This is a genomic window from Priestia sp. J2, from assembly GCF_020790095.1.
GTDB lineage: Bacteria > Bacillota > Bacilli > Bacillales > Bacillaceae_H > Priestia > Priestia zanthoxyli.
Map to the genome: position 1 here is coordinate 2,344,470 of NZ_CP086208.1, position 14,453 is coordinate 2,358,922.

Consider the following 14,453-nt stretch of genomic DNA (forward strand, 5'->3'; position numbering starts at 1 on the left):
TAGCGAAAAGGAGGAGCACATGTCTTCATATCGCATTGGCATTGCCTTTTTTTATCATGAATCTCACAGCTTTAGTCCATTAAAAACAGAAATAGAACAGTTTGTACAAGAAGGATATTTTGTTGGAACGGAAATATATAAAGCATACTCAGGAACCAAAACAGAAGTAGGGGGATTTTTGGATGTATTAAAGCAAGAGAAGCAAGTAGAAATCGTTCCCCTTGTTTGTGCAGCTGCAATTCCGTCTGGGGTTGTATCTTCGGCAGCTTATTACACAATTGAAAAGCAAATGCTGCATATGCTTACTCACGCCGGCCCGCTAGATGGCTTATTAATCGCCTTGCACGGCGCAATGGTAGCAGAGCATCTTTTCGATCCGGAAGCTCATTTGTTAGGTCAAATAAGAAGCTGTATAGGAAATAACGTTCCTATTGCCACTACGCTCGATATGCATGCAAATGTCAGTGAAGATATGCTTACGTACACGTCGCTTCACTTTGGTTTTAAAACATATCCTCACGTTGATATGTATGAACAAGGAGTTAACGCTGCGCGAGCGCTTTTAACACAAGTAAAAGAAAGCGCTATCTATTATGCGTCTTTAAAAAAACTGCCCATGCTTTTGCCGTCGATTAATATGCGAACAGCAGAAGGGCCGATGAAAAAAATGATTGATCTTGCTAAGCAAGCCGAGCAAGAAGAAGACATATACAATGTTTCCATTTTTGGAGGCTTTCCGTATTCTGATATTCCAATTGCGGGAGCAAGCGTGCTCGTAACAGCTTTGAATCCTGAAACAGCAGAAAAAACAGCAAATAGACTAGCTTCTCAGTTTTGGAGTATAAAAGAAGATTTTATCATGGATTTGCCTACCGTTGAAGAAGGTCTGCAAACAGCGTTAAAACGATCAAACGAACAGCCAATTGTGCTCGCTGATATAGCGGACAATCCTTTAAGCTGTGGAAGCGGTGATACAACAGAGCTTTTAGAATACATGCTGAAGCTAAATATGCCGGGGACACTGTTTGGAGGTCTTTATGACCCTGAATCTATTAAACAATGCGTGCAAGCAGGAGTTGGAAGCTACGTCTCTCTTTCCTTAGGAGGAAAAGTTTCTCCTGAGTTTGGAAAGCCCGTTGAAGTTGAAGCAAAGGTCATTGGCTTATCAGAAGGTGAGTTTTACAATTCGGGACCGTTTAATCAGCATTTAAAAGTAAATGTAAAAGGCGCAGCTCATATTCGAGTAGGAGAATTGGATATTTTGTTGATTGGAAGGCCGGTATCAGCAAACGATCCTGAACTTTTTCGCCATATCGGTATCGAGCCAGCAAGGAAAAAAATAATTGGTTTAAAAGCTAAAAATCATTTCAGAGCCGCTTTTGAACCGCTTGTAGGGTCTATCGTCTATGTGGATGCTCCAGGCTTAGCGTCAAATCGCTTAACGACCTTTAATTATCAGCACCTTCCAAGTCCAATATGGCCGCTGCAAGATGCAAAATATGAAAGTGAAAAAAGGAGGAAAGAAAAATGGATGCATTAAAAGAGCAGTATTATATCGAAGTCCCAGAGTCGTTAAGTCCCGCGCAGCAAAAAATGATGATTGAACTTGAAAAAGATGCGTTTCCGGGCATGGGAGCCGTTGATGAACAGACGCTTGTACCTTTAGCGCGCTACGGAAAGCTCATTCAATATTTCCAGGAAAATGACGCAAGGCCAATTGCCATTTGCGAGCTGCTTAGAGATTACAAAGATGTCACAAAAGCTTATATCTTTGGGTTCTACGTCCGCTCTGATAAACAAGGAAGCGGAATTGGACAGCTGTTCTTAGAAGAGATATTTTCGATTCTACAAAAAGATAATTTTGAAAGTGTTTGTTTGACTGTGAATGTAAAAAATGAAGGCGCTGTTAAGCTGTATAAAAAAATGGACTTTACGATTAAAGAAACGCGAGCAGGAGAGTTTGGCGAAGGAGAAGATCGCTATTATATGGTGCGGTCAATTTCTTAGTAGAACATCTATTCAAAAAATGAACCTTGGAGGGAATATAAAATGAAAAATACATTATATAAAGCAAGCAGACATTGGAAAGAAATCGAGCTTTGGAAAGATGTAACGGACGAGCAGTGGAACGACTGGGTATGGCAGCTGACAAACACGATTAAAACATTGGAAGATTTAAAGAAAGTCATAAATTTAACACCTCAAGAAGAAGAAGGTGTTAAAATTGCAACCAAAACGATTCCGTTAAATATCACTCCTTACTACGCATGGTTAATGGATGTGAACGATCCGAAATGTCCAATCAGAATGCAGTCCGTTCCTATTTCAGAAGAACTGCATAAAACAAGGTATGATTTAGAAGATCCGCTTCATGAAGATGAAGATTCACCGGTTCCTGGCTTAACGCACCGTTATCCCGACCGCGTCCTGTTTTTAGTTACAAATCAGTGCTCCATGTACTGCCGCTATTGTACAAGAAGACGTTTTTCAGGACAAATCGGAATGGGCGTTCCAAAAAAACAGCTGGATACAGCGATTAATTACATTGCAGCCAACCCTCAAATTCGTGATGTATTAATTTCCGGAGGAGACGGCCTATTAATCAATGACAATATTTTAGAATATATTTTGAAAAATTTGCGCGATATTCCGCACGTAGAAATTATTCGTATCGGTACAAGAGCGCCGGTGGTGTTCCCTCAGCGCATTACAGAAAATCTGTGCAACATCTTAAAGAAATATCATCCGGTTTGGCTAAATACGCACTTTAACACATCAATTGAAATTACAGAAGAATCAAAGCGTGCATGTGAAATGCTTGCGAACGTAGGAGTTCCAGTTGGAAACCAAGCGGTTATTTTAGCTGGAATTAACGACAGCGTGCCAATCATGAAGCAGCTTATGCATGATTTAGTAAAGATCCGCGTGCGTCCTTACTACATTTATCAATGTGATTTATCAGAAGGAATCGGCCATTTCCGTGCGCCAATCAGCAAAGGGCTAGAAATTATGGAAGGACTTCGCGGCCATACGTCCGGCTATGCAGTTCCTACGTTTATCGTGGATGCTCCTGGAGGAGGCGGTAAAATTCCGCTGCAGCCAAACTATATTATTTCTCAAAGCTCCAATAAAGTGGTGCTTCGAAACTTTGAAGGTGTTATTACGTCTTATCCAGAGCCGCAAAATTACCAAAGTGGAAGCGCAGAAGAATTTTATAAAAAAGTATATCCTGAAGTGTTTGAAAAATTTGAAAGCAATGGTGTTCTTTCGATTATCGATGATACAAAGTTCAACTTAACGCCAGAAGGTCTAAACCGTCTTGACCGCCGGAAAACGTATGATCAAAATCCAGAGCATAGCTCTTTAAAAGACAAGCGTGAAAAGCGCGATCAATTAAAAGAGAAAAAATTTGAAACGCAAATGAAAAAATACGAAACAGCGGGAGCGAAGGAGGAATAATATTGAAGTGCCAATGGTGCGAATCATATGAAGCCAAGGAGACGGATGCAACGGTTTATTGGGAGCTTCCTGACGGTACAAAAGCTATAGAAATTAAAGAGACGCCTTCCATTACATGTTCAGAATGTGGAATTACGTATCAAACAGACGAAACAGTTGGACACATTGAAGATCAACTGTTTTTAATCAACACCTCTGCCTTAGAAAAAAGTGTAACGTACGAACAGCTTATGAGCCTGCCTCGTCTATTAAAACGAAACTACTTTGATTTTTCAAAGTGAGCAATAAAGGATCCATCTCCTACTTTTTATAGGAGATGGATATTCTTATACGCTTTACGTTAAACATGTTCGCATAGTTCTTTTATGAAGGTGGGATAAGTATGGAAGCAGTCGATATAAATCGTAATGAAGAAGAAAAAAAACAGGACGATAAGCATGTAAAACGCCATTTAAAAGCTCGTCATATGACCATGATTGCCATTGGAGGTTCAATAGGAACTGGCTTATTTCTAGCCACGGGATCTTCCATCCAAACTGCTGGACCGGGAGGAGCGCTGATTGCTTACGGGGCTATTGGAATTATGGTTTATTTTCTCATGACTAGCCTTGGAGAAATGGCCACGTTTATGCCGGTATCAGGTTCTTTTTCAACATACGCCAGTCACTATGTAGACCCAGCTCTCGGGTTTGCGCTCGGCTGGAACTACTGGTTTAACTGGGCTGTTACGCTCGCTGTAGAAATAGCTGCTTCTGCTATTATCATGAAGTTTTGGTTCCCTGATGTGCCAAGTATTATCTGGAGCGCTTTGTTTTTAGGCTTAATTTTTTTACTTAATTTCCTATCTGTAAAAAGCTATGGAGAATCTGAATATTGGTTTGCTCTCGTAAAAGTAGTAACCATCATTGTATTTATCGGAGTGGGCCTTCTGACGATCTTTGGCATCTTCGGCGGTGAATATATCGGCTTTAAAAACTTTACATTAGAAGAAGCGCCGGTCAACGGCGGATTTCTGTCCGTACTAAGCATTTTCTTTATCGCGGGATTTTCTTTTCAAGGTACAGAGCTAGTCGGTATTGCGGCAGGGGAAAGTGAAAACCCTCAAAAAAATATACCAAAAGCCATTCGCCAAGTCTTTTGGCGCATCCTTCTATTTTATATTGCAGCCATTGCTGTAATCGGGCTTATCATTCCTTACACAAGTCCATCTCTTCTAGGAGGAGATGTGGATAACATTGCGGTTAGTCCATTTACGCTTGTTTTTGAAAAAGCAGGAATTGCTGCAGCTGCTTCGGTGATGAATGCTGTTATTCTTACATCCGTTTTATCAGCCGGAACATCTGGTTTATATGCTTCTACGCGAATGTTATGGTCAATGGCCAATGAAGGGCAAGCGCCTAAAGCGCTTCGGAAAATTAATCGTCGAGGAATTCCAGTAAATGCGCTTGTTTTAACCACTATTATTGGCGGTCTTGCCTTTTTAACATCCGTTTTTGGTGATCAAATGTATATGTGGCTTTTAAACGCTTCAGGTATGAGCGGATTTATTGCGTGGATTGGTATTGCCGTCAGCCACTATCGTTTCCGAAAAGCATATGTTGCTTCAGGACAAGATCTAAATGATCTAGCCTATAAAGCAAAATGGTTCCCTCTAGGTCCTGTTCTTGCATTTGGAATGTGCCTCATTGTTATTTTAGGACAAAACTATCAAGCGGTACTTTCCGACAAAATTGATTGGTACGGCTTGACGGTCTCATACATCGGTCTGCCTCTCTTTTTAGCGACGTGGTGGGGATATAAAATAGCAAAGAAAACCAAGGTTGTGTCTTTGCATGAGTGTATTCAAAAAGAGGATAAGAAATAAAAAAAGGTGAGCCTTAGACAACAAGGCTCACCTTTTTACTTATAAAAATCATTCGTATCAGGCTTCATTCTATAGATAGCATAACACAAAAAGTGATTTTTTTCCAGTCTGGTTTTTATTTTGTTTATTGATAAAATTCAAGAATAGCACTGGAATCTGCACAATTATGGGAGGTTAAAACCTTCGTAACTTTAATAGGAAAAGGGGTTTGTGATGAGAATTTCAGAAGGTGTTGAAATGCTACAGTTGACTGCCAGAGCGTTTAATCAAGACATAACATTAAATCCTACATTAGTGTGGAATAACGAAGAAGCGATTTTAATTGATACAGGTATGCCTGGCCAAACCAATCAACTTAAAGAGGCGTTAAACGAATTAAATATGTCTATTGAACAGCTAAAAGTAATTCTTCTAACACATCAAGATTTAGATCATATAGGATGTGCGACTGATATACGAAATAATTCAGATAAAAATATCATCGTATATGCTCATGAATTTGATAAGCCGTACATTGAAGGAAAACTTCCGCTTATTAAAACGAATGCGAGCCGAATGAGTAACGAAGAACTAGCAGCTATACCTGATGAAATAAAATATTTATATAAAAACCCTCCCAAAGTTGAGGTAGATACAGTATTAAAAGAAGATCAACTGCTTCCATACTGCGGAGGTATTGAAGTTATTTTTACTCCCGGACATACGCCTGGGCATGTTAGTTTTTATTTAAGAAAATCAAAAACGCTGGTTGCTGGAGATGCTCTAGTATTGGTAAATGGAAAACTAATGGGACCTGTTAAACAAACGACCTTAAATATGGACCAAGCGGTTCAATCACTCGAAAAGTTTCTAAATTATGAGATTGAGCATGTTATTTGTTATCACGGAGGCTATTTTCAAGGCTGTCCGAAAGAAGCGATTTTAAGGATAAAAGAACACGTTGCAGAGAGACAAAGTTAAGATTAATAGAAACCAAAGGGGATGGATAAAATGTTTACACCAGCTATTAGCGTTCAAAAAATAAATGATAGCCTCATTATAAAATGGCAGCTTGCACACTTTACGATTCCGTTAGAAGACATTCTTGAAGTAACGGAAGATGACACGTACGGAGGCAAAGAAGCAAACGCCATTCGAATCGGCCCTCCGTACGGAACGACTGACCGCATCTTTATAAAAACGACCAATAAAAACTATCTGTTATTTACCTCAAACGCACCGGCTATATTAAACGAAATAAATTCATAACGACCACTACTAAATACGAGATATATAGGAGAGAAAAAATTGAAGATTAGCCGTACTTTCGATGCTGATACAATTGCCAAGCTTAATCAGTCTGTTCATCAACTGCATGTAGAATTATCCCCCGAGCGCTTTCAAACATATGATTTTCAGAAGATACATGAATTTTTTAAGAAAGTGATGGAAAACGATAGGTTTATCTTTCTTTTAGCAGAAGATGAAGGACAGCATGTAGGATTCGCTTGGGTTGAAATAAAGCAGTATCCAGAAACAGTGTTTAAAAAAGCTTACAAGTCAATTTATGTTCATCAAATAAGTATCGCAGAACTCCACAAAAACAAAGGGTTTGGTTCAAGTTTGATGAAAGAAATTTATAGCATTGCCCGTACTCAAGACATAAATACAATTGAGTTGGATTACTGGAGTGACAATACGGTTGCGGAGAGCTTTTACGAAAAAGAAGGCTTTGTTACGTATAGAAAAATGGTTTATAAAGAGCTTTAAAGAGAGCATTTACTTGCTCTCTTTTTTATGTCTAGGAAGCCATTTTCTTCATTTTAATCACTCAACAAAACAAAGTACGCGATTTGAGAACTTAACTCTTGAAAAATTTTTGTTTTACATTTATACTTACATTCTTGTTCGCGTAATGCGACAACTTACTTTATATTCAACTAGGAGGTATACAGATAGTATGGAAAGTTTCATTTATCATAATCCCACAAAATTAATCTTCGGAAAAGATCAGCTTCAAGCATTATCAGAAGAACTCCCGAAATACGGAAAAAATATTTTGCTTGTATATGGCGGAGGAAGCATTAAGAAAAACGGTTTATACGATCAAGTTCTTACGCTGTTAAAAGAGTTAAACGTAAATATACATGAGTTAGCGGGCGTAGAGCCAAATCCTCGACTATCTACGGTACGAAAAGGAATTGAAATTTGCCGAAATGAAAACATTGACTTCATGTTAGCAGTCGGCGGAGGAAGCGTTATTGACTGCACAAAAGCAATCGCTGCCGGAGCTGAGTATGAAGGCGACGTTTGGGATATTATTAACAAAAAAGTAACGGCTACAAAAGCACTGCCGTTTGGAACGGTATTAACGTTGGCAGCAACAGGTTCTGAAATGAATCCTGATTCTGTTATTACGAATTGGGAAACAAATGAAAAATACGTTTGGGGAAGCACCGTTACGCACCCTGTATTTTCTATACTAGATCCTGTGAACACGATGTCTGTTCCTAGAGATCAAACTATCTACGGCATGGTAGACATGATGAGTCATGTGTTCGAACAATATTTCCATAACGTGAAAAACACGCCTTTACAAGATCGTATGTGCTATTCCGTATTACAAACAGTAATTGAAACAGCACCGAAATTGCTAGAAGATCTGCAAAGCTACGAACATCGCGAAACGATTTTATATTCCGGAACAATCGCATTAAATGGAACACTTCAAATGGGATACTTTGGAGATTGGGCTTCACATACAATTGAACACGCGGTATCAGCAGTATATGACATTCCTCATGCGGGCGGTTTAGCAATCCTATTCCCAAATTGGATGCGACACGTTGTAGATCAAGATGTAACTCGTATGAAACGCGTCATGACAAGCATGTTTGATATTGAAACTGCAGGTAAAAGTGACAAAGAAATTGCGTTAGAAGGAATCGATAAGCTAAGCGCTTTTTGGTCAAGCCTTGGTGCACCTTCTCGCTTAGCAGATTACGATATCGGAGAAGAGCGACTAGACGAAATTGCTGGAATTGCTGCTCGTGAAATGGAGCACGGAGGTTTCGGTAACTTTAAGAAACTAAATAAAGATGATATTTTAGCTATTTTAAAAGCATCACTGTAAAGTGAAAAATAAAAAAGAAGGAGACACCTGTCTTCTTCTTTTTGTTTTATCTTATAAATGACTGGAAATTAAGTAGAGTAGGAAGAATGGTTTTTTTTCTCAAATTTCAGTTAACAACTAAAGGAAAAGCTTTATAATTAAGTACAGAAAGAAAGTTTTAGAGAATTTAAGGGAGTGGGAAGATGAAAAAGTTTGTGCTAGCTTCATATGCACTTTATTTGTTGGGCGGATTAGTCATTACAGCCGTAGGATCCGTCTTACCGCAATTGTTAATACATTATCATGTTTCCTATACAGTTGGCGGGCAGCTTGTATTAGTAGGTTCTTTAGGATTTTTGATAGGAGTTCCGCTATCTTCTTTTTTATTAGGACGCTTCAGAGAAATGAATTTACTTACAATTTCCGCACTAATGATAGCGCTATCACAAATAGGTATGCTTTTATTGCCTCCATTTGAGTGGATTATTGCATTCAATTTTTTAAACGGTATTGGTGTAGCCGCATTGGAAGTAGTTGTAGCTACTTTAATGATGGAAGTATTTATCGGTAGAAGAGCTATTGTTATGAGTTATTTAGAAGTATCATTCGGTCTAGGTGCGCTGTTGATGCCGTTAGTAGCTAGCTTATTGATTTCACAGAACAGCTGGAGGTTTTCATTTTTTATAACAAGTGTACTAGCTTTACTAATGGTTGTGGTCTGTAAAATGATTCCTTTTGAAAAAGAGACTGTTTCAACTTCAGAAAGCGATGCTTCAGACGCCAACTCAGAACCTGCGCCTGTGCTTGCTAAAAATCAAAGATGGAAAATACTCGCTCTTTTTAGTGTAATGATTTTTATGTACGCCGGAGTGGAAAGCAGCATGAATAATTTTCTTTCGTCTATTTTTATCGTGTATCTAGATGTAATTCCGTCACAGGCTACTTTAAGCATAAGTGTTTTTTGGGTGGCTATGCTCATAGGACGAGTGGCTACTGGATGGATTATTCGAATCGTTACATACGAACGCTATCTTTTTGGCAGCATTGGAGGAACAATTGTGAGTTTAGGGCTGTTTATCTTGTTAAAAGAAGCAGTAGCAGGCTATATTTTATTAGCGTTTTTAGGGCTTGCAATGTCAGGTATCTATTCGATAACGATGGTATATGCTAACCATACGTTTACCGGATCTGCTCGTATTGTCACCAGTTTAATTACTGGTTTTTCAGGGCTTGGAGGTGCTATTTTCCCTGCGCTTATTGGCTTTACTATGGACGCAAGCGGCATTACCTCAGCGCTTTGGTACATAACAGCTTTTGCATGTTTATATCTTCTGGCGCTTTGCATCATTTTTTTCGTTCAGCGTGATGCAAAACAAAAAGCTAATAATCATTTGCAGCCTATGAAATAAATGTTACGTCAAAAAAAGAAGTGAACTTATAAGTTCACTTCTTTTTCTTTTTATTTTCTCTTTCGTTATAGTAAACAAAAAGGGTTCACATAAATTCAAACAAGAAAGTGAAAAATGGATATATCTATGAAAAAGGAGAGCAATATGAAAGAAGTGAATATAAAGGATCCCGCATTAAACCCCGACGTGGCATTAAAAAGAATACTAAATGAGATGGCTGAAAAAGATGTAACTTTATAAATGGTTAATATCTATTTTAATAAAAAAATAAAAAAAGAAAGGTTGAATCTATGTCGACCTTTCTTTTTTTCAGAAAAATTCTTGTTAAATTTTTTCTCACAATATCTTTATAATCAAATAGCAAAATTCCTGCTTTTAATTTCGCTTTAGTATTAACCCTACAAACCATTCTTTTCTTTACTTTTTACTAATATATCAAATATTCTATATATTCCTAATGTTATATAAAATTAAATTGACAAATATATGAAGCGATCATTAGAATTTAGTCATCGAACAGTGAAGAGCTGTTTAAAAGTAGGGGGGAAGTAAATGCCGTTACAAAACAAGCATCTAGCAGTTGTGTTACAAAATACATATTTACCGTTTATTTTTGAAGAAGCAGAAGCTCTCGGAATTAAAGTGACGTTTTTTTATAACCAAGAAGAAGTAGAACCTAAGCATCTTAAAAACGTACAAAATTTCATACCCATTGATTTATTTCACACCTCAGACAAAGCTCTTGAGATTATTAAAGCAGAGCATCACAAAAATCCTTTTGACGGCATTATGACATTATATGAGCCTGCGTTAGAGTTTGTAGCTCAGCTGACAGAAAAATTAAACTTACCGGGCTTATCACCGTTTGTGATTAGTAACTGTCGCAACAAACAGAAAATGAGAGAGGTTTTAAAAGATAATGATCTTAACACTCCGTATTTTAAAGAGGTTGAAAATACGGAGGAATTAAAGAATCTTTCACTGCCTTATCCTGTCGTAGTAAAACCTTCTAACGGATTTTCCAGTCAAGGTGTATCACGAGCGAATAATAAAAAAGAACTGATTGACAGCATAGAAAAAGTGAGACGCGTAAATGAAGAAGACCTAAGTAAATTCACAAAAAATAAAACGGGCATGGTAATTGAACAATTTGTAGACGGACCAGAGTTTGCTATTGAGACGTTTTCTGTAGAAGGAGAGGTTTGTGTACTCTCTATAGGATACAAAGGAAATTCCAAAGGGCCTTTTTTTGAAGAAGGTGTTTATATAGCGCCAGCTCACCTAGAAGAAAACGTTTGGGAATCTATTTCGCAAGAAGCAGCTAAAGCAGCAACCGCTTTAGGGATTGAGAATGGCCCCGCTCATATTGAATTACGTTTGGACCCAGCAGGAAAACCTTATGTGATTGAAATAGGAGCGCGCATTGGAGGGTCTGGGATTTCTCATTATATCGTAAAAGAAAGTACAGGTATTAACTATATCGAGCTAGTTTTTCACTATGTATTAGGATTAAAACCTCCTGTATTAAAAAATGAAAGAAAACGAAAGAAAGTGGTGGGCAACTACATTATCCCTGTGCAAGGCCATGGGATTTTTAAAGAAATTCGAGGCTTGGAAGACGTGCGTAGAGACACTGAAGTAAAAAGGGTTATTCAATTTATAACTGAAGGGACAGACATTTTACCATATCCGCACTTTTCAGGTTACCCTGGATTTATTTTAACCACTCATGACTCTTATTCCGACTGTGAGCAGTATTACAGCTATTTGGATAACAAAGTAAAAATCGTTTATCAAAATAAAGTAAATGCATAGGGGGTATCAAAGGCTATGATAGTTGCAGAGTCGTCTAGTAAGAAAAATAAGCAGCTTCAAAAGATTAGCATTATCCATACCTTAGGGCCTGAAGGAACAAATTGTGAAAAAGCAGGCTATCTGTGGTTTGAACGCCAAAGCATACAAGGTCAGGTCTTTTTACATCAAACGTTGGAAGAAGCTTTAGTTCATGTGAAAGAAACAGAGAGTTCTGCTCTACTAGGCTGTGCGGTATATCCTTACTTACATGATATTGTGTTCAAAAATTTAACTAGTTTAGAGCTAGTAGATAGCTTTATTATGCCAACGTATAACATGGTGCTTGCCTCAAAAGAAGAGGTGATAACAAACAACAACCTGTTAATTGCTTCACATCCTGCCCCTGTTGATTTAGCTCATTCCATCAGTTCCAATGTTCAGTTAGTAAATAGTAATGCTCAAGCCGCGATTGATTGCTTAGAAGGAAAGGTAGACGCATGTATTACAACAAGTAAAGCTGCTAACGAGCAGGGTTTAACAGTTGTAAAAGATTTTGGAGAAGTGCCGATGTGTTTTACGCTTCACGGAAGAAAATAGGCTCAACTTTAAAAAAGAAATAAGGTGAAACAGTGATTTCTAAATTAACCCGTATTCATGTACATCTTTTGTTTTGTCTGTTAGCCGTCATCGGGGGAACGACATGGGCTTTTCAAAAGACTGGCTTAAAGGATAGCTTGCCTCTATGGTCAGCAGGTATGAGGTTTTTAATTGCTAGTTTAATAATTGCCCTCTACCTCTTACTCACAAAAAAAATGGCCATTTCAAAAGAAGTAGTAATTATTTCAGCATTAAACGGAATTTTGTACTTTGCTCTACCGTTTGGTTCTGTTTATTGGGCATCCGTCTATTTGCCAAGCGGGCTTGTTTCCGTTTTAGCCGCCAGCATTTCAGTGTTTGCTCTTTTATTTAATCGCTTATTTAAAGGAACACCAGCTACAAAAGGACAAAAGATAGGTGTAGTCATGTGCTTAATTGGTATGAGCGTTGTATTTGGAAATCAGCTGTTTATACAGGGAAATGTGATTCAAATAGTAGCCATGATTGTCATTTTAATGGCTATGCTAGGTTCTGCTTTTATAACTGTTCAAGTTCAATCTCGCATAAAATCCTTGCCTATTATGACCTTTAATTCTTTTTCGATGCTAAGTGGAGGCGCTTGTTTACTGATTGTTAGTTTATTTATAGAAAATGGAAACCGCACTTTCTCTGGGGTTAGTCTTATCTCATTATTATACTTGGCTATTATAGGATCGGTCTTGGGGTTTTCTATTAATATTTATTTATTAAAAAAATGGCATATATCAAAAGCAACGGCGCATCTATTTATTTCACCGGTTATCGCCTTATATGTAGGATTTGTCTTTTTAGGTGAAACATTAAACAAACAGGTCTATATAGGTACAGCGTTTGTAATAACGGGGGTTATATTTATTAACTTGAAAAAGCAAGTAGAGAAAAACACAAATAACTCTACTCTTACATCATCTAAAAATATTTCTGCTAAGTAGCTGCCCTAAAAAAAGGAGGGTTTTAATCATGTTAACAAAAAATCATACTCAAAGTTTAGTGGAGTTATTAAACGATAAAATAGTACCTGCTCTATATGAGATAAGAAAATATCAGGGCCCAAATGGAGAGGTCAAAAGAAATTACGAAAAAGCTAGAGAACTCTTATTAAAAGTAGTTGCTGAAACTGAAACAATATATAACTCTCTAAATTTACCTAAAGTGTGGAATGCATTAAAAAATGACGTATGTGATTGGATCGAAAGAGGACTCGATCAATCTCCTTATTTTGATCAAACGTTAATTGCTTATAGCCCGCCTGCAAACGGAGAGGCGACGTTCTTTTTAGGACCGATTGTAACGCCTAATGGCCCTACCAAAAGAGGGTTTTATTTAGAAGCCTTTATCGCCGTTCGTGATGAACCTGAAATCATGAACTCCATTGAAGCAGACCTTCCTCATCCTAAAAATGGATGTGAATCGTTAAAGCTGTTGGCTGGTACTCAAGGATTTATGGAAGGGAAGTGTATTGTATTTTTCCCTGAGAATGTACAAACAAAAGAAAAGGTAACAACTCAAAACTTCGCGATATTTTTCTTTAATAAATTTCACAGCATATACAATGATGATACATTAAAAAGAGCGTATTCTATCTTCCCTGATTTTAACTTTAAATCTCATACTATGAATAGAGAAGACACCTATCAGGCAAGGGTAATCTGGGGATATCTACATGACTATTATCATCACTGTGGAAATAAACCTTTCGATCAACATATACAGGCAAAAATGAATTTTTTTGCAGGCATACTGGAAGAAGTTAAAGTAGACTGTCAGACGGTGCTGACTCTTCATAAAAGAAAATACCCTTTTTGGGAAGAGATAACAGAATTTGTTCTCTTTGAACGTCTGTTAAGGTATCCTAGTCAGCATAATGCACCTCGAAACTTTGATTCTGGCACAGGATTTTTTCTTTTTAGCTGGTTAGTTGCAAATGGGCATTCAATATCCCGAAAAGAAGACCATGCTTATTTAGATTTAGACATGTGTTTGAAGGAACTAGACCTTTTAGTAAAAGAAATTGAACAACTTGAAACAATTCAAAGTGACCTTGGCTATAAAGAAGAAGCCGAACGCTATGTTCGAAAATACTTATTGCCTAGTGAGAACGGTGATAAATTTACTATTCCGGACAATTATTTTATTAATCAGCAAAATAAAAAGATTGAAGTTCCATACTTACTATTCGATGACCATAATCTCTAAGGAG

The 14,453-nt window shown here is 37.6% G+C and carries 14 protein-coding genes; all 14 read left to right on the forward strand.

Annotated features, from left to right (window positions below; all coding sequences use genetic code 11):
* Positions 1-19: 19 nt before the first annotated feature.
* The 14 genes from LJY09_RS11750 to LJY09_RS11815 all read left to right on the forward strand — a co-directional run bounded on the left by LJY09_RS11750 (position 20) and on the right by LJY09_RS11815 (position 14,449).
* On the forward strand, positions 20-1,540 hold the full coding sequence (locus tag LJY09_RS11750; RefSeq protein ID WP_228307749.1) for a M81 family metallopeptidase: 1,521 nt from the start codon (positions 20-22) through the stop codon (positions 1,538-1,540).
* Positions 1,528-2,007 carry a GNAT family N-acetyltransferase gene (locus LJY09_RS11755; RefSeq protein WP_028413331.1) on the forward strand — a complete coding sequence of 160 codons (480 nt, stop codon included), beginning with the start codon at positions 1,528-1,530 and terminating at the stop codon, positions 2,005-2,007. The genes LJY09_RS11750 and LJY09_RS11755 overlap by 13 nt, the downstream gene beginning before the upstream one ends.
* A gap of 42 nt (positions 2,008-2,049) precedes the next feature.
* Positions 2,050-3,459, forward strand: a complete 1,410-nt coding sequence (gene ablA / locus LJY09_RS11760) for a lysine 2,3-aminomutase (RefSeq protein WP_028413330.1) — start codon at positions 2,050-2,052, stop codon at positions 3,457-3,459.
* Between the two features lie 2 nt (positions 3,460-3,461).
* Complete coding sequence (locus LJY09_RS11765; RefSeq protein WP_013057076.1) at positions 3,462-3,740, forward strand: YokU family protein; 279 nt, start codon at positions 3,462-3,464, stop codon at positions 3,738-3,740.
* A 101-nt stretch (positions 3,741-3,841) separates the two neighbouring features.
* On the forward strand, positions 3,842-5,323 hold the full coding sequence (locus LJY09_RS11770; protein ID WP_028413329.1) for an amino acid permease: 1,482 nt from the start codon (positions 3,842-3,844) through the stop codon (positions 5,321-5,323).
* Positions 5,324-5,536: 213 nt separating this feature from the next.
* Entirely contained in the window at positions 5,537-6,283 is a 747-nt protein-coding gene (locus LJY09_RS11775; RefSeq protein ID WP_028413328.1) for an MBL fold metallo-hydrolase, read from the forward strand.
* A 30-nt stretch (positions 6,284-6,313) separates the two neighbouring features.
* The gene (locus LJY09_RS11780; RefSeq protein ID WP_098112611.1) at positions 6,314-6,571 is read left to right on the forward strand and encodes a SunI/YnzG family protein; all 258 of its coding nucleotides are present in this window, start codon (positions 6,314-6,316) and stop codon (positions 6,569-6,571) included.
* A gap of 39 nt (positions 6,572-6,610) precedes the next feature.
* A complete protein-coding gene (locus LJY09_RS11785) occupies positions 6,611-7,072 on the forward strand; it encodes a GNAT family N-acetyltransferase (RefSeq protein ID WP_028413326.1) in 462 nt (153 codons plus the stop codon).
* 190 nt (positions 7,073-7,262) lie between these two features.
* Positions 7,263-8,435 carry an iron-containing alcohol dehydrogenase gene (locus LJY09_RS11790; protein WP_098112612.1) on the forward strand — a complete coding sequence of 391 codons (1,173 nt, stop codon included), beginning with the start codon at positions 7,263-7,265 and terminating at the stop codon, positions 8,433-8,435.
* 182 nt (positions 8,436-8,617) lie between these two features.
* The gene (locus tag LJY09_RS11795; protein WP_098112613.1) at positions 8,618-9,823 is read left to right on the forward strand and encodes an MFS transporter; all 1,206 of its coding nucleotides are present in this window, start codon (positions 8,618-8,620) and stop codon (positions 9,821-9,823) included.
* 552 nt (positions 9,824-10,375) lie between these two features.
* Positions 10,376-11,638: an ATP-grasp domain-containing protein gene (locus LJY09_RS11800; RefSeq protein WP_098999331.1), complete on the forward strand. Its 1,263-nt coding sequence runs from the start codon at positions 10,376-10,378 to the stop codon at positions 11,636-11,638.
* Positions 11,639-11,653: 15 nt separating this feature from the next.
* A complete protein-coding gene (locus LJY09_RS11805; RefSeq protein WP_098112615.1) occupies positions 11,654-12,214 on the forward strand; it encodes a hypothetical protein in 561 nt (186 codons plus the stop codon).
* Between the two features lie 32 nt (positions 12,215-12,246).
* A complete protein-coding gene (locus LJY09_RS11810) occupies positions 12,247-13,185 on the forward strand; it encodes a DMT family transporter (protein WP_228307750.1) in 939 nt (312 codons plus the stop codon).
* Between the two features lie 28 nt (positions 13,186-13,213).
* Complete coding sequence (locus LJY09_RS11815) at positions 13,214-14,449, forward strand: DUF6421 family protein (RefSeq protein ID WP_098112617.1); 1,236 nt, start codon at positions 13,214-13,216, stop codon at positions 14,447-14,449.
* The last annotated feature ends 4 nt before the right edge of the window (positions 14,450-14,453 follow it).